General features: G+C 56.2%; 12 protein-coding genes. 7 read left to right on the top strand and 5 right to left on the bottom strand.

Annotated features, from left to right (window positions below):
- The first annotated feature begins 167 nt into the window (after nt 1-167).
- The 7 genes from BM403_RS21825 (at nt 168) to BM403_RS21795 (ending at nt 10,252) form a co-directional block, all read left to right on the top strand.
- Nucleotides 168-2,621, top strand: coding sequence for a glycosyltransferase (locus BM403_RS21825; RefSeq protein WP_093544785.1), 2,454 nt, complete (start codon nt 168-170; stop codon nt 2,619-2,621).
- A 50-nt stretch (nt 2,622-2,671) separates the two neighbouring features.
- On the top strand, nt 2,672-5,089 hold the full coding sequence (locus BM403_RS21820; RefSeq protein ID WP_093544782.1) for a phospholipid carrier-dependent glycosyltransferase: 2,418 nt from the start codon (nt 2,672-2,674) through the stop codon (nt 5,087-5,089).
- A gap of 12 nt (nt 5,090-5,101) precedes the next feature.
- Nucleotides 5,102-6,127, top strand: a complete 1,026-nt coding sequence (locus tag BM403_RS21815; protein ID WP_093544909.1) for a glycosyltransferase family 2 protein — start codon at nt 5,102-5,104, stop codon at nt 6,125-6,127.
- 79 nt (nt 6,128-6,206) lie between these two features.
- Complete coding sequence (locus BM403_RS21810) at nt 6,207-6,998, top strand: class I SAM-dependent methyltransferase (protein WP_224795813.1); 792 nt, start codon at nt 6,207-6,209, stop codon at nt 6,996-6,998.
- On the top strand, nt 6,995-7,402 hold the full coding sequence (locus tag BM403_RS21805; protein ID WP_046035822.1) for a GtrA family protein: 408 nt from the start codon (nt 6,995-6,997) through the stop codon (nt 7,400-7,402). Before BM403_RS21810 ends, BM403_RS21805 begins: the two co-directional genes overlap by 4 nt.
- 2 nt (nt 7,403-7,404) lie before the next feature.
- Entirely contained in the window at nt 7,405-8,688 is a 1,284-nt protein-coding gene (locus tag BM403_RS21800) for an NAD-dependent epimerase/dehydratase family protein (RefSeq protein ID WP_093544779.1), read from the top strand.
- Complete coding sequence (locus BM403_RS21795; protein ID WP_093544776.1) at nt 8,678-10,252, top strand: FAD-dependent oxidoreductase; 1,575 nt, start codon at nt 8,678-8,680, stop codon at nt 10,250-10,252. The genes BM403_RS21800 and BM403_RS21795 overlap by 11 nt, the downstream gene beginning before the upstream one ends.
- 96 nt (nt 10,253-10,348) lie before the next feature.
- Here the strand turns inward: BM403_RS21795 and BM403_RS21790 are convergent, their stop codons facing one another.
- From BM403_RS21790 to BM403_RS21770, 5 genes are all read right to left on the bottom strand, one after another.
- Entirely contained in the window at nt 10,349-11,011 is a 663-nt protein-coding gene (locus BM403_RS21790) for a 2OG-Fe(II) oxygenase (RefSeq protein ID WP_093544906.1), read from the bottom strand.
- A 33-nt stretch (nt 11,012-11,044) separates the two neighbouring features.
- A complete protein-coding gene (locus BM403_RS21785; protein WP_256577197.1) occupies nt 11,045-12,406 on the bottom strand; it encodes a polysaccharide pyruvyl transferase family protein in 1,362 nt (453 codons plus the stop codon).
- Nucleotides 12,407-12,461: 55 nt separating this feature from the next.
- Nucleotides 12,462-13,712: an ABC transporter ATP-binding protein gene (locus tag BM403_RS21780; protein WP_175538092.1), complete on the bottom strand. Its 1,251-nt coding sequence runs from the start codon at nt 13,710-13,712 to the stop codon at nt 12,462-12,464.
- A gap of 107 nt (nt 13,713-13,819) precedes the next feature.
- Entirely contained in the window at nt 13,820-16,120 is a 2,301-nt protein-coding gene (gene pbpC, locus BM403_RS21775) for a penicillin-binding protein 1C (protein WP_093544773.1), read from the bottom strand.
- Nucleotides 16,101-21,905 carry an MG2 domain-containing protein gene (locus BM403_RS21770; RefSeq protein WP_093544770.1) on the bottom strand — a complete coding sequence of 1,935 codons (5,805 nt, stop codon included), beginning with the start codon at nt 21,903-21,905 and terminating at the stop codon, nt 16,101-16,103. Before BM403_RS21770 ends, pbpC begins: the two co-directional genes overlap by 20 nt.
- Between the last annotated feature and the right edge of the window lie 105 nt (nt 21,906-22,010).

The raw sequence follows: 22,010 nt of genomic DNA, 5'->3' as shown, positions 1-22,010 counted from the left end.
AAGCTGCCATGATATCTTCCCGCTGACCTGTTTCAATTCGCGGGTCAGCGCCAGTGGGATACCCTAGCCCAGAAATTGGCAGAATGTACATGTGACAAAATCATCGCGCTGATTGACCTTATTCACGGAGCTCGGGGCCAACCGTTTCGCCAAAGGGATATGAACGAATGGAACAGATTGATCGCTTGCTTGAGCGTATGGACAAGCTGACCTTCGCTGTAGAGCTCAAGTCGAACGAAAGCGTGCAATTGCTCAGGGATATTGAAAGTAGAGACCAGATTATTGGTTTATTGCACGCGGAGAAAGAAAGGTCGAATGAGCGCCTATCGGCCCGTAATGTCGAGTTAAACCAGTTAGTCGAGAAGATGGCCCGCGACCTGCAACAGATTCAAGTCTTATCGCACAAACTCCACGAAACGGAGATGGCCCTGCAGGCGCAGATATCCGAAATAGAGGTTCTGTCAGAAAAAAATGAAAGTCAACAAGTCCAGCTCGCCTCAAAACAAGCCGAGCTATTGAGTCTTTCCGATTGGGCAACCGCGATGGATCGAGCACCTCTGCGCTATCTGGTACGCAAATTTCTGTTCAATTCGGCTCGTTATATTTACGCGCGTCTTCCGTTTGCGCCCAACCGCAAGCGCAGGTGGGCCCATAGGGTTCGTGGCTGGCTCAAAGGCAACAGTATGTTAGTGGATAGCCAGCCATTGTCAGAGTTAATGGCAATGCCAGCGGACAGCGTAGGCCTCGACTTTGAAAATCAGGACGCCGCGTTCATCTTTGGCGTCATCGACTGGCATTTCCGTATCCAGCGCCCACAGAACTTGGCCAAAGAGCTGGCCCGCAGCGGCCAGGCGACGTTCTACATTTCGAACAACTTCATTGATAGCGACATCCCGGGCTTCGAAGTCGAGCCCCTCGAAGGGGTGAACGGATTATTTCAGGTCCGGTTGAATGTGGCTGGGGCCCCGCCCATCTACCATGCGCCTCCCAGTACTGACGCAATAAAACAACTGCGCGAAGGTGTGTCGAAGTTGCTGCAGTGGGCGAATGTCTCGGCGCTGCACAGTATTGTGCAGCACGCCTATTGGTTCCCGGTCGCACGATGTATTCCCAACTCCACCTTGGTTTACGACTGCATGGACCATCACGAGGGGTTTGGAAACGTTGCTCAAGAATTGCTGGACCTTGAAAAAACGTTGATGCGCCGAGCTGATCTATTGGTCGCCACGTCAACTTGGATTGAGAATCACGGCAAACGGGAGAACAAAAACGTCACGGTGATCCGCAATGCCGCAGAGTACAGTGCTTTCTGTACCCCACCTGACCACATTTACCGAGATGCTCAGAGCCGAAAAATCATTGGTTACTATGGTGCGATTGCTGAATGGTTTGACCTTGAACTGGTCAAGCAAGTGGCCGAGGCATTTCCCCACTGTTTGGTCTTGCTGATCGGTTGCGATACGGTTAACGCGAAGAAATACTTCAAAGGTTGTCCGAATGTACTTCTGCCAGGGGAAGTTCTATATACGTCGCTACCCTACTATCTTCATGCAATGGATGTATGCCTTCTGCCGTTCAAAGTCATTCCCCTGACATTGGCAACAAATCCCGTGAAGGCCTACGAGTATCTAAGTGCAGGTAAGCCTGTGGTGTCGGTAAAGTTACCAGAGTTGGATCATTTCGATGGCTTGGTCAAGACTGCTGAAAATCCGACGGACTTTGTTACCGCCATTAGAGATGCACTCAAGCAGCCTGCTGAGCATGACTCGGCGCGTCAGTCTCGCCAACAATTCGCCCAGAACCAAACCTGGACACATCGAGCTGTCGCCTTACGTGAGGCCATTGACAATTTGCCCATGCCGAAAGTCAGCGTCATCGTGTTGACGTATAACAATCTGGAACTTACCAAGGCGTGTCTGGATAGCCTAGTCAATAAAAGTGGTTACTCCAACCTGGAGATAATTGTCGTCGACAATAACTCCAGTGACGATACACCGGCTTTTCTGACGGGCTGGGTTACTGCTGGTCCAGGCCGCACCATTATTCTCAATAAGGATAATAAGGGGTTCGCGGCTGGCAATAACGTGGGGCTGGCGGCGGCGACCGGAGACTATCTGGTGATGCTGAACAACGATACGGTGGTCACTGCAGGCTGGGTAAAAGGCCTGATGCGCCATCTGTTAGATAACGACGATATTGGTATTATCGGCCCGGTGACCAATAACATCGGTAATGAAGCTCGCATTGCTACACACTATACCCAGCTTGGCGAAATGCACGCTGAAGCAAGGCGTATTACGCGTAACCAGATGGGCCAATGGTTCGAAATAAATACCTTGGCATTCTTCTGCGTGATGCTGACGCGTCAATGCTATGAGCAAATCGGCGGGTTGTGTGAAGACTACGGATTAGGTTTTTTTGAGGACGATGACTATTGCCGTAGGGTTCAACTGAACGGCATGCGGGTGGTGTGCGCTGAAGATGTGTTTGTGCACCATCACTTATCAGCGTCATTCAATAAGTTGGGGGCTGAAAAAAAACAACTGCTTTTTGAAAAAAACAAAGCAATTTATGAGAGTAAGTGGGGGGCCTGGACACCCCATCGATACCGTGATGTTTAAACAATACTCCGGTGAGCTCTGTTGAATCTACGATTTATAAGAGAGGCTTCATGTTGTTTAGAAAACCCGTCCAGTTACTCATCATAGCAGTTGTTGTATTAGCCACCGTGGTCGTTAGCCTGCCAGGCTTTTTGTCCCTTAACTTTCCGATTGTGGACAATAGCATCAAGTTTATCGCGTTATTTGCAATAGGCGCTGCGGTCATTTCGACAGTGTGCAAGATGTCCCCTCTGATAGTGGGGGCGGGTTTGATTGTGACGGTCACCGTCGCGTGTGGCCAAGTGTGGCCGTTACTGACAGTTCTTTTATTCAGCGTGTCATCGACGTTGTTAGGCCATAAGATTCTTGGGCGCTGGAAACCCGGCGAATGGTCCCTGCACCTACTCCTCGGGGCCGGGATATTGGGAACGATGGTCGGGCTTGCGGCCCATTTCCCCATTAACTACCCGGCGTCATATACGGCGTTGTTGTCACTGCCCTTCCTCATCAATTGGCAGCATGTGCGATCGCTTATCCTCCAGCTCTGCCAAGCAGTCGCGACCGATCAATCACCTTCAATTGTTGCCCGTACTCTCGATCTGGCTGTTTGCAGCCTGGCTGCCCTGTACGTGGTCATCGCTTTCATGCCCGAAGTGGGCCATGACGCTCTGGCCATGCATTTGTTTATCCCTGCTCATCTCCTGGAACGCCATCAGTGGGGGTTTGATGTAGATACCTATATTTGGGCACTGTGGCCAATGCTCGGCGATTGGATTTACAGCCTGGTATATATGCTGGCCGGGGAAACAGCGGCACGCCTGACCAATACGTTTTTTATACTCATTGTTGCCTGGCAAATTCGTGAGTTTGTAATCTGGGCCGGGGGAAGCCGCGGTCAGTCCCGTTGGGCAGTACTGATTTTCCTGTCGACCCCATTAGTGTTTTCCGAAGCAACCAGCCTATTCATCGAGTCGGTGTGGACGGCGTTCACGCTAGCGGCGATCTTTTCGATTTTGAGAATGTCGGACGGCACACAGAATCATCGAGAGGGGTTTGTTAACCTAGTGTTGGCGGGCACCTTGTTAGGCTTTGCCATCGCTACCAAGGCGGTAACACTCAGCATTCTCCCGGTTCTGTTAATTTCAATGTTATTCCAACACAAGGCCTGGGCAAAGCGTGGGCTGGTTCCTTGGCTGCTCGTGGGCACGCTACTCTTTTTGATCGCCGGCGCTATACCGTATGCGTTTTCTTGGTACATAACGGGAAATCCGATATTTCCTTTTTTTAACACGGTTTTTCACTCGTCAAGGTTTCCTCTCTCTGACTTTCAAGCGCCGGCGCTTTTTGATAAGGGCTTTTCGTGGAAAACCCTATATGCAATGACGTTTGCGTCTGAACGCTTTATTGAAGGCAGGGCAGGCTCCGCTGGTTTTCAGTGGCTGCTCATTCCCGCGGTAGCGGTTATTCTTTTATTTCGAAATCATCGTAGGGCGCTGGGTATTTTATTAATCGGCATCGGCGCGATGATCGCCACCTATTACTCTACTGCCTATCTACGCTACGTATTTCCCTCTTTTGCGATCGTGTGTGCAGTGATTGTTTTACCTTTCTCAAATACACCAAAATTGATAAAGATATTGGGAGGAGCACTTGGAGGTCTTTTAGTTTTCTTTAATATATGGTTTATTCAATCGTCCACTTATTATGGGCAGCTTTTACCGGATGCAGTACTTAGTAAGCAAGGGCGTGACGATTATTTAAATGATCATATGCCGATTCTAAAGCTGGTGGAAATTTTAAATATTTTAAACTCATCACAGCGTCCTGTTGCAGTTTTTGCCAGCCCGCTTGTCGCGGGGCTTAAAAGCGACGCGCTTTATGCGTCTTGGTACAATATGCGATGGCTGGCTGACGTTGATTCAGTAAAAACAGGGCGTCAATTATCTGAGCTTTTTCGGCAAAGAAAAGTCGACTGGTTGATTATAGATCCGACTCGATTGACAGCAGAAAAGCTACAGTTACTCCTGCATATTTCACTTCCGGTCGTTACGCTGAGCGGGATAGAGTTGCGACGATACAATGATACCACTCGGTACACTCTGGAAATGTTGAAGAACAGTGAGCTGTTATCGGCGGAAGGGTGGAGTTTAGCTTCGCCTTCAGCTTATGATGATTCGCAAAAAATATTCAGCGTGAATGTAAAGGAACCCGCGACCCAAGCTGTAACAGTAGAGGCGGGCCGAAGTTACAAGAATAGTGTGTCTGTCCGCTGTTCCGCGGGGGTTACGCAAGGGCGTATTCAGGTCAACTGGCACGACGCTCAAGGTGCGTTTATCAGTACAAACATACAGGTCTACACCTGCAGCAGTGATTGGCAGAGTCATGAAATGACCGTGACCGCTCCAGCACAGGCGACGACGGCAATCATATATGCTTCGGGCCACACAGAAGAACCGCTGGTGTTCAAGTCTGTTTCGTTCAAGCAATAAACGGTGACCTACGTGAACTCACAAGTAGAACCATGCAGCGAAGAAGACGAAGACCTTATTGCGGTTGTTATTCCTTGCTACAAGGTGACGGCGCACATTCTGGAGGTCATCAACGACATAGGTGCTGAAGTCTGGCGCATTTATGTCGTGGATGACGCCTGCCCAGACGGTTCCGGCAACTATGTGCAAGCCCACCTTACTGATCCTCGCGTCATTGTGCTGAGGCATGAGTCGAATAAAGGGGTCGGCGGTGCGGTAATGACCGGCTATAAAGCAGCCATTACCGATGGTGCGAGCATCATCGTCAAAGTTGACGGGGACGGTCAGATGGATCCCGGCTTGATCCCGTTATTTGTCTACCCGATTTTGGCGGGAGAGGCAGATTATACGAAGGGCAATCGTTTTTTTGATTTGGAGCAGGTGCGGTCGATGCCGAGACTGCGTGTTTTTGGTAACGCTATCTTGTCATTAATGGCAAAACTTTCAACGGGTTACTGGGATCTTTTTGATCCCACTAACGGCTATACGGCCATTCACCGAGATGTAGCAACGTTGTTACCGATTGATAGAATAAGTCAGCGCTATTTTTTTGAAACAGATATATTGTTCCGATTGAATACGCTAAGAGCGGTTGTGGTGGATGTTCCAATGGAAGCGAAATATGCCGAGGAAGTCAGTAATCTAAAAATATCCAGTATCGTCGGCGAGTTTCTGATCAAACATGCTAGGAACTTCATTAAAAGGCTGTTTTATAATTATTATTTAAGAAATATGTCTCTGGCATCTTTAGAGTTGCCGAGCGGCATAATTATGATTGTTTTTGGTATTGTTTTTGGTGGGTATCACTGGTTGCAATCAATGAACAGTGGAATTCCAACCCCAGCCGGGACAGTCATGCTGAGTGCTCTTCCGATACTCGCGGGCATACAGCTAATCCTGGCGTTTCTAGGATACGATATCGCGACTGTACCCACTCGCCCTCGTCATAGGAAACGCCGAGAGCGTCTTGCGCGTGGGGAAAAAAAGCGCATTGATTAAAGCGTCTATAAGTGCTCGTTCTGTATCGCAGTCCGGGATTTTTCGGTCGTAAAAGAAATACCATTGCGAGAATAAAACAGTGAAGACACTGAGAGAGCTTTTATCGGAGCCATCGCTTAATGAATTTGATGTAGACGGCCTCGAACGTCTTGAATTGCACGAGAAAATACTGGAGCGCAAGCGAATGCTTCGGGAGGTTTTTTTCGAGTTTCATCACTCGTTTCATCGTTTGGCAGATCGTTACTTCAACGTCGAAGGCTTGGAGATTGAGTTAGGCGCGGGTATTGCTCCGATGCGTAATTCGTATCCTGAAGTGCTTGCTACGGATATCGTTTTTACCGAGCAATTGGACAGGGCATTGAACGCTGAGGCAATGAGCCTGGAGGACGGCTCGGTCAGGGCTTTTTATGGTCAAAATTGTTTTCATCATTTTCCGCACCCTGATCGGTTTTTCGCGGAGCTTCAAAGAACGCTCAAGCCAGGTGGTGGGGCTATTTTGATCGAGCCTTACCACGGGTGTCTGGCGTCTTTCATCTATAAGCGTCTGTTCACGTCCGAAGGGTTCGACAAGCGTTTCCCTACTTGGGAAACCCCGTCAGCAGGGCCCATGAACGGCGCCAACCAAGCGCTTAGCTATATCGTTTTTGTTCGTGACAGAGACGTCTTTGAGCTCAAGTACCCGGACTTGGAGATCGTCGCTGAAGAAGTGTGCAGCAATTATCCCCGATACCTTATTTCGGGAGGACTAAATTTCCGGCAATTGCTGCCTGACCTCTTAATCCCCTTGATAAAATTGACTGAAAAATTGCTTTATCCGGTGAGACGCTTGCTCGGGCTTCATCACATCGTGGTTATCAGGAGAAAGTCTTGACCTTTATTCGGTATGGCGCCATTCAAGTCATGGCTTACGCGCTGGATATGGGCTCTTTTTTGTTGCTACTGTCGCTATTCAACGATCAACCGGTGCTCTCCAATGTTGCCGGTAAAGTGATAGCTGGGGTCTTTGCGTTTTTTCTGCATCGTCACTTCACGTTCCAGTCGACCCACCGCAGTCGTCAGTCCCAGGCGTTACGCTATTTTTCGCTGCTCGCTATCAATATTCCAATGGCATCGGCATTGCTGGGCGTGGGAATGCATTTTGTTGATAGCCCGACCGCGTTGAAATTTATCTCTGACGTGGCGTGCGTGCTGATGACTTACTGGGTGAGTAAGTTGTTCGTATTTCATTCCGACAAGCATGATCCTGCCTCCTCTGATCAAGCCAAAGGCCTATAGCAATGAAGCTACTCATTACCGGGGCGACAGGCTATATCGGACAGCAATTGACAGCTTTGGCGTCCACACGCGGGTTCGACGTTATCTGCGCTACGCGTCGACCCTGCTCTACGGCCTATTCATGGGTCCCCTATGACTTACTCGGCCCCGCCCCTGATTGCCCTTCAGGTGCAAAAGCTATTATTCATCTGGCGGCCGACACCTCTACGGGTGCTCACATGAGTGCAGATGATGAGGTACAGGCGGCTCAAGCACTGATCCAAAGTGCCCATCAAGCCTCAGCCAAGTTTATTTTTATCTCTAGCCAGACGGCTGATCCTGCGGCGTCCAGCGTTTATGGCTTAACAAAATGGCGTATCGAGCAGGCTGTGTTGGCTGCCGGAGGCAGCGTGATTCGTCCTGGGCAGGTGTATGGCGGCCCGGAGTTCGGGCTCTTTGGGGTGTTGGCAAAGTCGGTACGCCAGTTCCCATTTTTTCCGGTTTTTATGCCGGCGCCTCGCATCCAGCCTATTCATGTCGACGATCTGGCAGTGTCGATTTTGGCTGTAGTGGATCGCGACGATATCAACGGCGAAATTTTCAATGTCGGCGCGGTACAACCTATTACCTTCACCCACTTTCTCAAATCGATAGCTCTTTATCGGGTTCAAGCCATCCGCTTTCCATTTCCGGTGCCCGTGGTCTTACTCAGGGCGCTTGTATTGCTGCTCGGGCAAACAATCAGTACCCGGTTGGGGCTGGAGCGAATTTTTTCACTGATCAATCTGCCACTCATGAATACTGAGAGTTCCCTGACGAAACTGGGCATTGAGTTGCGGCCCATTAGTCATGGTATGCATCGCTCTGGTCATGGCCAACGGCGATTGCTCATTCAGGAAGCGGTTGTACTGTTGAGTTACTTACTAAAAAAACCAGCTCGCATCAGCTTGATCAGTCGGTACGTGAGGGTACTGGAGCGGGCGAACAAAACGTGCTCAATCATGGCGTCACGCTTGTTGGTGCGCTGGCCGATACTACTGACCCTCTTGGATAATCCGAATATCTTGAAGACGCCTCAGGGTAAGGAGCTGTCCTGGCGCCTCCAGGTTGCGCTCAGCATCGCCGAAGCCAGCACCCAGGGAGCCACGACCTTTATCGGCACGGTGCAGCCTCGCAGCTTTGCCTGCGCGATAGCAGCATTGGGATTTACCTTGGTTAAAGAGCTTGCGTGGCATATCCCGAAGCTGGTGGTCCGCCCCTTCGTTTGTCGGCTGTTTCTGAACAGTGAGCCTGCACGTGACGTCTGAGTTTGATGTGATCATTGTCGGCAGTGGGCCCGCAGGTACCTCGGCAGCCTATCCGTTGGTTAAAGCGGGCCTGAAGGTCCTCATGGTGGATGCTCAGCGCGATGCAGGCTCATCGGCAGTACCGCAGCGTCCATTTCTGGCGAGCAGAATGAACGATGAGCATCAGTGGAAATGGATGATCGGCGAAGATTTCCATGCGTTGAATCAGTTGGACGCAATCTCCCCCAAGCTCAAAACGCCTGCTCATGCTCATGTCTTCAAGGGGTTCAGCGCGGGCAATCGCATTAAAACCGATAATTTCATCGGTGTAGGATCATTGGCAACCGGCGGGCTTTCGAATGCCTGGGGCTGCGGGGTCGCGCGGCTGCCCGCCAGTGAGTTTTCCAGCCTTCCCATCGACTACCGCGAGCTGGAGAAGTCTTATGAAACAGTCTCGCGCCGGATGGGTATCAGCGGTCAGGTCGAGGATGATCTTTCCAGCTACTTTGGTCTGGATGAATGGTCGCAGCCGCCCTTGCCATTGGACAGGCTGCACCAGCGACTGCTGGATAACTACACTCGCCAGTCGCACACTTTTCCTGATCTGGGGTTTCGACTAGGTCGTTCCAGAGTGGCGGTTTTGAGCCAGCCTATTGGAGAGCGTCAAGCCTGTGATCTATCGGGAAACTGTTTGTGGAACTGTCAAAATCAGGCGCTGTACAGTGCGTCGCAAGAGCTCTCGAAACTCAAGCAGTACCCAGGCTTTCGGCACGTTCAAGGTTTTTTGGTCGATGATTTGCTGAAACACGATGGGGCCTGGACCGTTACCGACCCCTGTTCCTTGCAACGCTACTCGGGTACACGTTTATTGCTAGCCGCTGGCACACTGGCCACGACCCGGATAGCCCTTAAGCATTTGAATCATTCAGGCCCATTGCCTTTGCTCTCGTCGCCGACAGCAGCGTTTTTGCTATGGCTACCGAAATTGCTCGGTGCCCCTAGAGTGCCAGCATTCGGATTGGGTCAGCTATCGTTTGCGCTCAAGCTGACGGAGAGCGCTACGGCTTTTGGCTCAACGTTCAGTACGACGGGCTTGCCCATGACCGAATTTGTCAACCGAATGCCAATGGGCAAGCGATACAGCATTGAGTTATTGAACAATCTGCTGAGTGCCTGTCTTGTCGGCAATGTCTTTCTGCCCGGTCATTTGTCCAAAAACACGGCAGTCTTGAATGCTGATGGTTCATTGAAGATCAGTGGAGACTTCCAGCCAGAGGTGCCGGCGCTTATGAGCGCTGCAGAGGCGAAGCTGCGTCGCATCTACTGGAAAATGGGGGCGGTTCTGATGCCCATGAGCTTTACCTGCGCCAAACCCGGAGCGGACATCCACTACGCTGGAACCCTCCCCATGCATTCGAACCCTAGGATCGGTCAAACGGATGTTTTGGGCCAAGTGGAGGGGCTGCCTGGCGTACATGTTGTGGACGGCGCCTGCCTGCCCAGCCTTACCGAAAAATCTCACACGTTGACAATCATGGCGAACGCGGACCGCATCGGACGTTCCCTCGTGACACAACTGCAGTAAGGGCACCGTCAGCAGCACCTGCGTCCCGAGACGGCGTCGCAGGTGCGGGGCTTTTAGGTGTTTATAGCCTTCGCTATCCCTCAAGCCCCTTCCTGATCAGTCGACCGGGTAGCGGTGCAGGGGTGTGTTGTCACCCTCAGGCCACATCGAGCTCCGGGAGCCTTGCTGGTAAAAGGTGACCGTCACGCTTCTGCGTGAGACGGTCTGGCTGGGTACGACGGGTGAGACTGCGTGCCAGGAATGGTCCGAACGTACCAGCACGGCAGAATTTCCCACCAGAGGCTCGACCAGTGCCACCACTGCCTCGGGGTCCTTGCCGCGCAGAATGTTCAGGCACCCACCATAGGCGGGATCCCAGGACTCGTTGAAATAGAGAATATGGGTAACGCGCTTATCCGGTAAGTCGGGATGCGGGCCTAAGCTCGCCCCTGCGCCGTAGTGAAACACGTTGACCTCCATGGGGGCCTGTCTCAGATCCTGATCAGTCAGGGCGCCAAGAGCGTCGCGGTAGGCTGCACTGCACAGGTCCCTGGCCAGGCGCCGCCAGGCTTCGCTCAGTTCCGACTCGTAGGCAATAGCGTCGCCACCCATGGGCAGCAGGGCACGGGCCTCGTAGTCATAGTTCTTTTCGCCGCCATAACCGGTGACAGTCTTGAAGTGATCATGGGGATAAGTAGCCGCGAGCGCGGCGGCATCCTCTGCGGAATACAGATTGGTTATTTCGGCCCAGGAATAGGGGGCGGTTTCCAGCGAGCCCATTCTGAGCGCCGACAAGTTCAGGATAGGTCGCACTTATTGGGCCCTCCATTTGCTGAGACCACGTCGCAGTGAGCGCAGTGGTGCTGTGAGTTTATAGCTGTTCGAGTTCTGCATTGCGGTGAGCTGCTCGGTGAGCTGGTAGATCTGTTGTTGCCGGGCGTTGAGCTCGATGTTCAAGAAATCGAGCGTAGGTGTTGACGCGGCGATCGATGGCGCAGGGGAGGGATTGCCGTTTTCCAGCAGAGTAGGCAGATACTGCCAGAATCGATTGAGACCTTCGCAAGCCGTGGTCTTCCCTTGGGTGATGATGGTCGCAACGTGGTCCCAATAGCTGGCCAGCTCGACCCTCATCGCCGTTATCGCAGCGCTTGGCTCACGTTTGCCTAAGCGCGAGCGGAACCAGTGCTCCGTCAGTTCCTCTGCCTGTGGAAGGGCGTGCATCTGAGCCATATTCGCCAACGCGGTGTATTTGCCAGTACCCAGGTCAGCAGTGGAAAACACCGGAACGCCAAATACCAATGCACTGATAGCCAAGTGGTAGCTATGGCCTATGACTGCTTGAGCGTGGCCGAGGATTTCTGCCAGCAATAATGGGGCTGGCCAGAAGGGCAGGGTGAGCGTGCCGGGAATACGGCTGGACACTAACAGTGGGTGGTCGCCCAATACCGGGCCTATTGGAAGAACCAGCAGCCGATAGCCGGAAAGCACCTGCGGATGTTTCTCGAACAGCTGCAACAGTGGTTCGACCACATGAATCGGCTGGATCACGATATACGGTTTATCTAGCCCATAAGCTTCACGCAACTCGGCGAAAGCCTTACTGGGATGTTGCTCGTCGATCAAGTCCGGCAGGCCGAAGGCTGTGTCCGGCAGCACTTGGATATCGGCGGCAGGGCTGAGGCCGTTCAGGCTTTTCCGTGAAGGTTCGTCGCGCACTCGTATGCATGGGCTGTACTCCAACGCCATTTTGAGCAACGGCTTGCCCCACTCGGGAATATCGTTGCAATGCATCCCCGGGGCGTTCCAGATCACCGGGACTCCATGCTGATGGGCAATCAGCGCCGGCGATAGCCAGTAGCCCGTGGGATGATGGATACCTGAATTCGGAGGCATGTAGCCGTGGGCGACCACCTTATCGAAACGGATAATGAAGCCACCGCCGATAAGAACGCCGTCGAGTTGCGCGGCCACCTCAGGAAGATCGTTTACCGAGGTGACGGTATAAGGCCAATGGGGTGGGCTTTTCGCATTGTATGAAAAACGGTGTAACTCGACCGCGCCTAATCGTTGGGTCAGTTGCGCTTGCGCGATAACGGGAAACAATAGATCACCGTAGTTCTCTACATCGAAGGTACCGAATATCGCGACCTGCCAAGCGGGATCTTTTATGAACACTGCCAAAGTCCTTTCTCCATGATTCCGCTACTGCTTAGTCCATTAGGGAGCTTAGTCATTCATTGACGTTATGCCTGGCACGTTCCAGGCCAAGGTCAACCAAACCCAGAAAGCTCTTCTGATTCGGCAGCATGTCAAATGCCAACGGTGCTACCTGCTTCTCTATGAGTTGCGAGGTGTGCTCAGCTTCGCCCTGCAGCAGTTTCAGGGTGACATGGTAGCGTCCGGCACAAAGGTTGGCCGCAAAGCGCACAGTGATCGCTGCATGGCGCCATCCGTTTTCGGCGGGGCCCGGCTGTAGTGCGAAGTTTTCCCCTCCGATTACCAGCAGTTTCGCTTCCTGGATGGTGAAACTGATGTTGGGACGGGTGATGGCCTCATGGAGCAATACCTCGACATGCATCTCGATTTCGTCGCCGTGCATGTAACTCGATGACATCTCCTGCGTATTGGTAAAGCAGGCAGAAAGGATGTGCCCTTCTTTGGTACCGAAGGCAATGCCCTCATGGGCTCCCATAAATAGTTTTCGCATTACCGGGATTTCGCCGCCGCTGGCCCATTGGCGTTGCTCGTCGCGCATGTCGAGCAGATACAACTCCGCCATTTCGTCGGGTGCCCCGCTGGCAATGACTCGGCCTTGGCGTAAATAAATGACGCGATGACAAAAGCGTTTGACCATGCTCATGTCATGGGACACGAACAACAGCGTGGTGCCCTTCGCAGTCAAATCTTCCAGGCGGTTCAGGCATTTGAACTGGAAAGACGCATCGCCTACCGAGAGTGCTTCATCGACGATCAGAATATCGGGCTCTACACAGACCGAAACCGCGAAGGCTAATCGCACCATCATCCCGCTGGAGTAGATTTTGATAGGTTGGTCGATAAAGTCGCCAATATTGGCGAAAGCGGCAATTTCGGCGAAACGGGTGTCGATCTCGGCACGGCTCAGGCCCAGCACGGCCGCGTTCATATAGACGTTTTCCCTGCCGGTAAACTCCGGGTTGAAGCCTGCCCCCAGCTCAAGCAACGCGGCAATTCGGCCCTGCCCGCGAACCGTGCCACGGGTTGGCATCAGGGTTCCGCAAATGAGTTGCAGCAACGTAGATTTGCCACTTCCATTGCGACCGATGATCCCGACGGTCTCACCTCTGGCGACCGTCAGCGAAACATCGTCAAGGGCCCAAAACTCTCGGTAATACCGTTTCCTGCCGCGCATCACCATCTGGAGCAGGCGGTCCTTCGGGGCATCATAAATCTGATAGCACTTGCTCAGCCCTTCGGCACTGATGGCTATATCAGGCGACATTGATAAGTCCTTTTGTAAGTCTCTTCGAACAGACTAGCCTTTAAAAGGACGGTACGGGGCATCCGGTAGCAGTCATGAAAGAGCATTCGCAAAAGCGGGGCGCCTCATCACGGCACAAACTCCACCTTCAACCCCCGACCCGCACTGCGCCCCTGATCATCCGTAACCCGCAACCTATATTCCCCCGACTTGCCCGGCCGCCAGTTCAGCGTGGTTTGCGGCGGGCCTTGGCCGATCAAGGTTTGATCAGCAAACCAATACAGCATCGCCGCATCGCTGGCGGCGTTGGCATTCAGCGGGATGCTTTCCTGCGGCTGGGACAGGCGCAACTGATAGCTCACCTGGGTCAACGGCGAACGGATCTGCGGTGCTTCGCTTGAATCACTGAGGCGGTTGGGCTGGCAGTTTTTCATCACGTTGGGCGGTGTGCGCCTTGGCAGTCCGGCGGCGCGGTACAGACGTTGCACGTCGCTGGGCCAGAATTCGAAGACTTCTTCGCGGGTGTATTGCGCCTCGAACGGCGGGCATGCGGCCTTGCCGGTGCGGGTGTCGATCAGCACCGGGCGGTGCAGGTTGGACACGCGAATCGGCGACACGCCGGGGATGTACCAGGTCTTGCGGGTTTGCGGGCACCAGCGGTTGGGCAGTTCACCGGAGGCGGCGCAGACGTCGATGCGCACCAGTCCAGCGGGCGGCTTGTCAGGCTTGATCACCACCGTGGGTAAGGCCAGGGGCAGGGCGTCGGCGATGCGGAAGAACAGCGGCGCAGCGGTCTTGGCACCGATAAACGCCGGGTTCGGTCGGCCGTCGAAGTTACCCACCCACACCACCAACACATAGGGGCCGACCAGGCCGGCGCTCCACGCATCGTGAAAGCCCCAGGAGGTGCCGGTTTTCCACGCGGTGCGCCAGTGACGGCCCGGCAGGCCATCCGGGCGTGGGTTGCGCCGCAGCATGTCGCGCACCATAAAGGCCGCCTGGGGCGTGAGCAGTGGGGCGCCCGTGGTCTGGGGCTGTTCCTGCACATAGCGCAACGGGCGCAGGTGCCCATCGCCAGCCAGCATCACATACAGCTGCGCCAGTTCTTCCGGGGTCATCTCACCGCCACCCAGGGCCAAGGCCAGGCCGTAATGGCTTTCGTCGCGCAGGCCTTTGATTCCGGCGCGTTGCAGCAGCCCGTACAAGGACGGCGACTTGACTTGGCTGGCCAGCCACACTGCCGGGATGTTGCGACTACGGATCAGGGCATCTCGCGCTGTCAGCGGGCCGACAAAACTGCCGTCGAAGTTTTCTGGCTGGAAGTAGCCGAAGTTACTCGGCAGGTCTTTGAGGATGCTCATGGGGTGGATCACCCCTTGATCGAGCGCAAGCCCATACAGAAACGGTTTGAGCGTGGAACCGGGCGAGCGTCGCGACAGCACGCCGTTGACCTGCCCGTGGATGCCTGTGGATAAGTAATCCGCCGAACCCACCAGCGCTTTGACGCTCTGGTCGCGGCTGTCGATCAGGATCGCCGTGGCGTTTTCCACACCCGTACTGCGTCGCTCGGCGATAAAGCCGGTGATCAGGCGTTCGAGCAATTGTTGCAACGGCAGGTTGAGGGTGCTGTTCAGTTCATTACCGACCTGGGAGGCCAGCAGCTGTTCACTCAGGTGCGGTGCCAGGAACGGGATCTGCTGGCGGTTGCGCGCTTCGAGGGGCAATTGCAGCAGACTGTCATTACGCGGGTCTTGTGGATAAGTCTCGCGCCAGTCGTTCATCAAGCGCAGGCGGGCGTTTTGCAGCGACGGCCCGAAGCGTGCGCGCCGGCCTGGCTGCTGGGGAATCACCGCCAGCGCCAGCGCCTCGGACAACGACAGCTGCGCCGCCGACTTGCCGAAATAGATACGACTCGCCGCCTCGGCCCCTTCGATATTGCCGCCCATGGGCGCCAGGTTCAGGTAGGCCTCCAGGATGTCGTGCTTGCTGTAGCGTGCTTCCAGCCACAGCGCCAACGCCATCTGCTGCAATTTGCCTGGCACCTGGCGTGTGTTCAGGTCCCACAAGCGCCGTGCCAATTGCATGCTCAAGGTCGAGCCGCCCTGGCGCTGGCCACCGCTGTAGGTGGCCATGGCGGCGCGCAGCAATGCCGGGGGATTGATCCCCGGGTGCCAGTAGAAATTGCGGTCTTCCTTGAGCAACAAGGCTTCGACCAGTGAAGGAGAGATCCGCTCCAGCGGTAGCCATAAGCGGTATTGCCCGTCATCCGCCAACGTCATGCGCAGCAGCGAACCGTCGTCGGCCAGTACCACCCGCGATGAGGTCACAGTCTGCTCGAGCGGGGCATGGGGCCACAGCCGCAACCCCGCCAGCACCACCACCGCTGCGAGCAGCGGCGGCGTCAGGCGTTTAAGGCTTGGTAATTTCAAGCTGGCCTACTTTGCCGCGCCCTTGCAGGGTGGTTTCGTACATGCCTTCGGCGTAGGCCGGTGGCGTGTTGAAGGTACCGGCGTTGGTGGCGCGCACGCGGTACACGAACGTGCCGACATCACGCAGTGCGGTGCCGTACAACACCACCCGATCATCACGCACGTCCACATACTCCGGCTGCCAGTTGCTCAGTTCGGTTTCACCGATGGGCGCTTGCCAGCTTTGTTCTTCCTGGCTGTCTTCTTCGACGTACTCGGACTCTTCACCCTCACTTTCCTCGCTGCTGGCGGCTTCCGGCTCCGGCGGCAAGTTATACACAGGCTCGACGCCACCGGGCAGCAGGTCGACCACGGCCACTTGCTGCACCTGATCGCGGTCGGTAGCCCGCAGGCGCAGGCGCACCAGGAACTCATCACCCACGGCGACCTTGCTCACCGGCTCGCCCTTGAGGTCGAGGTATTCGTGGATGATTTCCAGCCCGTTATTGATCGGCTTGAGCTTGGCGCCCTTGTCGAAACCGGCTTCGCTGAGCATGTAGAACGCGGCCGGACCGTCAGATTTTTCCATCACCAGTTTTTGCGTGTTGCCCGGCACGGCGGCGCGCGGCGGCTGACCGGCCATCTCCAGCAATTGCTGTTGCTTGTCACCCAGCCAAGCGGTGGCCTTGAGGGTCATGTCGTTTTGCGCACGCTGGCCGTAGTTGTCCAGCGCGCGCAGCAACAGGGCCGCCGACAGCGAGTTGTAACGCTGTTCGTTGAGGCGCTTGCCGAGTTTATCCAGCAACGCCGTAGGCACATCGTCCATCAGCTCAGGGAAGTGGCGCGCCAGCAGGTGCAGGTGTTCGGCGTCGTGCACCAGCGGGTCGTAATACAGGCCATCGCTGTCCCACTTATCCACAAGCGAACGCCATGGGATTTTGCGGAACAGCGTATCGGCCTGGCGATCCTGCTTGAGCAGCTTGTAACTGGCCGCCAGGTAAGCGGCGCCCAAGTCGTTCTGCCAGCTGTCCTTGAAGTAGCTTTCGTAGCGTTCGCGGATATCGCTCAATGCACCACTTACCAGAATCCCCTGACGGCTCAACAGGTAACTGGCGTAGGCACGGTTGCGCAATTCCGACAGGCCTTCGCTAGGACCATTGGCCAGGTCTGTCAGATACGCATTCGAGCGCACCAGCAGGTCCTCCGGCACTGGCAACCCGCGTTCCTTGGCTTCGATGAGGAAGTCGGTGGCGTAGAGGCTGGCGTACGGTGCCACGTCCGGGTTGGCCGCCCACAAACCAAAGCCGCCGGCCTGGTTCTGGCGTTGGCGCAGCATGCGTACCGCGCTGCCGAAGGCTTGTTCGGCCTCGGGTGCATTGCCGCCCCAGATCAATGCCGGCATGGCCTTGGACACCAGTTGCTCGGTGCAGGCGTAGCCGTAGTCATCCAGGTAATGCTTGAGGCCGTTGGCCCATACCAGCGGCGAGGCGGCCACGCCCAGTTGCACGTCGCGCAGTTGGCTGAACAGCTCGCGAGTGGGTTTGAGCTCCTTGCTGGCGCTGTCGAAGCGGCCCAGGCTCAGGGCAACGCGATGTTCGCTCAGAGGGCGGATCGAGGTGGTTTCCGCCACCTGGATACGTTTGCCGTCCGGCAGCACTGCGACAAAACGCAGGTCTGCCGAGCCGAGGGTGTCGCCGACCTTGATCTTGAACTCGGCTGTGCCTTCCTTGCGCGGTTGCAGCGACAAGGTATTGCCCTTGTCGCCCTGCACAACCAGGCCAGCGCTGGTCTGCACTTCAAACTTCACGTCCGCCGCCGCGTCGAGGTTACTGAACACCCCGGCGCTGACGTTGAACACATCCCCCGGCGCCACAAAGGCCGGCACGTTTGGCGTGATCACGATCGGCCCGCGCACCTCGGTATTGGCTTCGCTGACGCCGACACTGTCGCTGTCCACTGCCACCGCGAACAGGTGCAGCTTGCCGTTGAAACTGTCCGGCACCTGGTAATGCAGCACGGTTTCACCGGCCGGTAAGTCCACCAGCCCGGACCACCAAGCCACCGGCGGATGATGTTTACGCTTGAACGGGTTGAGATGATTGGCCAGGGCGCCTTCCGTATCGCCACCGGGCGCTGCCCCACTGAGCAGGCGGCTGAATTCCGGCAGGATCAGGTCAAGGATCTGACTGGTGCCGACCTCCAGCGCACGCTTCTGGAAGAAGAAGCCCAGCGGGTCCGGCGTCTGGTAGCGCGCCACTTGCAGGATGCCTTCGTCTACCGCGTACACCACCGCGCGGCCCGGACGGTCAGCGTTGACCTTGATATCCAGCGTCTGCCCCGGCTCAATCTTCGCAGGGCCTTCAACCTTCAATGCCATGCGTCGGGCATCCAGGTTGATGCTGAACGGCACCACGCCGTAGGACAGCGGACTCATGTACACCTCGGCCGAACCCATATCGCGCACAAACTGCACGTTGACGTAGGCATTGCCCTCAAGCCCCGCAGGTACGCGGATGTGCTGCACGCTGTTGGTGCTGTCGGCTTTGAACCATTGCTGGGTGTAGACCTTGTCGCGTTCGATGGTGATCAAGCCGGCACCGGTATACGGGGCACGAATGCTGATGGCGATCTCATCACCGGTGGCGTAACTGCGTTTATCCAGGCGCAATTGCAGTTCGGCATTGCGTTCCAGCGAGCGCGACGTGTTGCCACGTCCGGCCACGCTGTAGTCGATCTGGTTGAGCAGGTTGCCGTTGGCGTCTTTCAGTTGCAGGGTGAAATCGCCCGGCGCTGACGTGTTCAACGTCTGCTTGGCGCCTTCTTTCGTCATCGCCAGCGGCGAGGCGGGCTGGCTGATGTTCTTGATGCGCGACTCGTACTTGTAGGTGCCGTTGGACTGTTTCACCAGCACCGACACATAACGGTGTTCGACCACTTCGCTGGTCAGGCCGTCCACCGCCACCGGCGTAAGGTCCGGCGCGACGGCCAGCCATTGCACCTGGCGCGGCGCATCCTTGGCGACGTACGACAGCGAATCCTGACTTTTCACACCGACCAGATAAGGTGCGGACGACACCAGCAAGGCACTTTGCGCCGCGACATTACGGCCGCCTTCGGCCTCGAACACCTGGGTCATCACCTGCAGGCGGTAGGTGCTGTTGGCGAAGCGTTGCAGGTTGAGGTCGAGCACGGCCTGGCCGTTGTCGTCGACGGTGGTTTCGGCCAGGTCTTCGGTGCTGGCCTCTTCCAGGGCATCGTTGAGGCGGAAACGGTAATCCGGGTAACGGTCAAACGCTGCGAGCGTCGGGCTCAGGGACATCTTCGCGGTGACACGACGCCCTGATGCCGGAGCGCCGAATAGGTGCATGGCGGTGACCTTGGCCACCACCTGGTCCGGTGGAATCCAACCCTGAACAGGCGTGTCATGCAGGCTCAAGCTGACCTTCATGCGGTCCGGCTCGAAGTCGCGGACCTTGAAGTTGACGCTGCCCAGGTCGGTGCGGGTTTGCTTTTCGCCAATCAACTGCAGGGTCGCGGTGTACTCCCCGGCGGGGGCGACTTCGCTGCTGGGGAAATCAAAGGTCTCAAAACCGCTGGCGGACAGCTTCAGCGGCTGGCGAATCACCTCCAGCCCGCGCGGGTCGGTGATTTGCAGCTCCACCGGCAAGCCTTGCAGTGCGCCCTTCCAGTTGCCGCTGCGCACAATCATGCCCAGATGTGCCGTTTCGCCCGGCCGGTACAGGCCACGGTCGGTAAACAGGTAGGCGCTGAGGCGATCAATCGCGCCGTCCTCTTCCAAACCGCCTACGTCGAAACGCGACAAATCCAACTGCTGGGACTGGCGGGCGATCGGCAGGAACGACTGGTCATTGCCGCGAGTGACCACATACATCAGCGGCGTTTTCTCACGGCGCAGTTCATCGAGCTTGGCGAAATGCGCGTGGCCTTCGCCGTCAGTGTGGCCGCTGCTCACCGGCAAACCGTTGCGGCCGATGATGTCGACTTGCGCGTCGGCGACTGGCGAACCATTGCCGATGGACTGCACATACACATCGTGGCTGCCATCGCTGGAACGCTTGGCGATGATGCCCAAGTCCGTCACCACGATAAAACGCAGGTCGCTGGTGCTGCTGCGGTCGTACTCGAACGTGCGCGGGGCCGGGTCATCCTGCGGGCTGAGCTTGAGCACGAAAATGCCGCGCCGGCCGCCATTGGCGGTGAGGTAGCGGCTGAGGTCGACATTGTCGTAGACGGTTTTCGCCGGGTCATTGGATGACAGCGGGATATCCAACGACTGACGCTCGACCATGCGATCGAAATACTCATTGCCGAAATTCGGCCGGGCAAAGCTGCCGCTGCTCTGGTCCACCAGGTGTTGCAGCTGGTTGGGCAGCAAGCGGGCGATTTCTACATGGGCGCCGGGTACACCACGGGCCATAAAGCCCAGGCGTTTTTCACCGTTGAGGCTGAGCAAGGCGCCGTCAGACAGGAACTGAAGGGTGCGCGGGTACGCCGGCATGCTGATCAGCGACGCCGTAGGATTCTTCGCCAGATAGCCGCCGATGGCTTCCAGGTTGGCGGGCACGCGTACATACACCGCACGGCCTGCCGGGGCCTTGAACTTGAAGGCGTGCAAGGTATTCAGCGGTTCGACGCTGGGCACGTGGGTCAGGTTGACCTTGGTGCTGCGGGCGAGCAGGGCGTCATCAATGTCGTTGCTGTCGTAGGGACGCGTGTCGTCCTGGGCTTTTTCCGGCAGCAACCAGGCCTGGACCTTACCGGCAATGGTTTCGTCGGCCACGGCGCTGGAGCTGCTGAACATCAGCACCGGCTCCGGCTCGCCACGTGCGTTGTCGACAAAGCTGACTTCGGCCCCGGTGAAGGTCAGGCGATAGCGACCGGGCACGGTGACTTCCGCCACCAGTGGGGCGGCGCTGGCGTTGCCGCCGTCGCGGGCCTTGATGCCTTCGTCGAGTTTGGCGCTGACCGGCGTGCTTTCCAGTGGGGTAGCCAGGGCGGCGGAGCGTACGTAGGCGTTGAGTTTTTTCTCGTCGAAGGTGATTTCCGGGCGGTTGGGCAACTGGGCGTCGCGGTAGGCCAGGCCTTTCCCGAGGGTTACTGTGACGCGCTTGCGTAGGCTGTCTTCATCCACCGGGTGGGAAAAATGGAAGGTCGCCACCAGCTGTTTCAGTGTCGGATTGGACGGGTCCTGGTACAGCTCGTTTTGCGCCAGGGTGGCGCGGAACGGTTGGGTGGAAAACTGCGTGCTGTATTGGTCCAGCAACACGCCGTCGGCCAGCAGGTTTTTCTTTGCCAGGTCGACGGTGTAATGAGCGTCGATGGGCCAGTCTTTTTCCGGTACGAACAACAGGCTGCGGTCATCCGCCCAGCGCCAGGTGCCCGCGACCGCGGGTTTGAGGGTGATGCCCTCGGTGACCGGCTTGCCGATGGCCGCCAGCGGGGCCACGGACTCGCCGAAACGCACCTGCAAGTTATCCACAACCGGTGTTTGCTGGGTGTAATCGGTGAGGTTCGGTTTGTGCAGCGAATAGCTCGCGGTATGCGGCTGCGGCAGGTTGGAATACCAGTGCCAGCCATAGAAGCCGGCGGCGGCCAGCAAGACCAGCCCTAATAAACCGGCACCGGTTTGACGTGGATAAGCGCGGGCTTTGCTGCCCAGGTTCGCCAGCCCACGGCCGATGGCACGCAGCCAGACCGGCGGATGCCATTGGCCAAAGACGGCCCCCACCACAGTCAATAACGCACCGACAATGCGGCGGCTGATCGCTTTGAACGAATCGAACATGGTGAGCATCCCTGGCTAAGTGCGGCGTATCTTACACGCGTCTTTGATACAAAAGATGACGCGATTCGCCGCCCCGCTAGGCGTGTTGCATGTAAGAGCGAGTCA

The sequence above is a fragment of the Pseudomonas sp. OV546 genome (genome assembly GCF_900116845.1).
Taxonomy (GTDB): domain Bacteria; phylum Pseudomonadota; class Gammaproteobacteria; order Pseudomonadales; family Pseudomonadaceae; genus Aquipseudomonas; species Aquipseudomonas petroselini.
This window is presented reverse-complemented; position numbering and strand designations above follow the sequence as displayed.

Bases quoted from the DNA above. Each gene is read 5' to 3' on its own strand.
- BM403_RS21825 (WP_093544785.1), top strand. From the start codon at position 168: ATGGAACAGATTGATCGCTTGCTTGAGCGTATGGACAAGCTGACCTTC.
- BM403_RS21820 (WP_093544782.1), top strand. From the start codon at position 2,672: ATGTTGTTTAGAAAACCCGTCCAGTTACTCATCATAGCAGTTGTTGTA.
- BM403_RS21800 (WP_093544779.1), top strand. From the start codon at position 7,405: ATGAAGCTACTCATTACCGGGGCGACAGGCTATATCGGACAGCAATTG.
- BM403_RS21790 (WP_093544906.1), bottom strand. From the start codon at position 11,011: ATGGGCTCGCTGGAAACCGCCCCCTATTCCTGGGCCGAAATAACCAAT.
- BM403_RS21780 (WP_175538092.1), bottom strand. From the start codon at position 13,712: ATGTCGCCTGATATAGCCATCAGTGCCGAAGGGCTGAGCAAGTGCTAT.
- BM403_RS21770 (WP_093544770.1), bottom strand. From the start codon at position 21,905: ATGTTCGATTCGTTCAAAGCGATCAGCCGCCGCATTGTCGGTGCGTTA.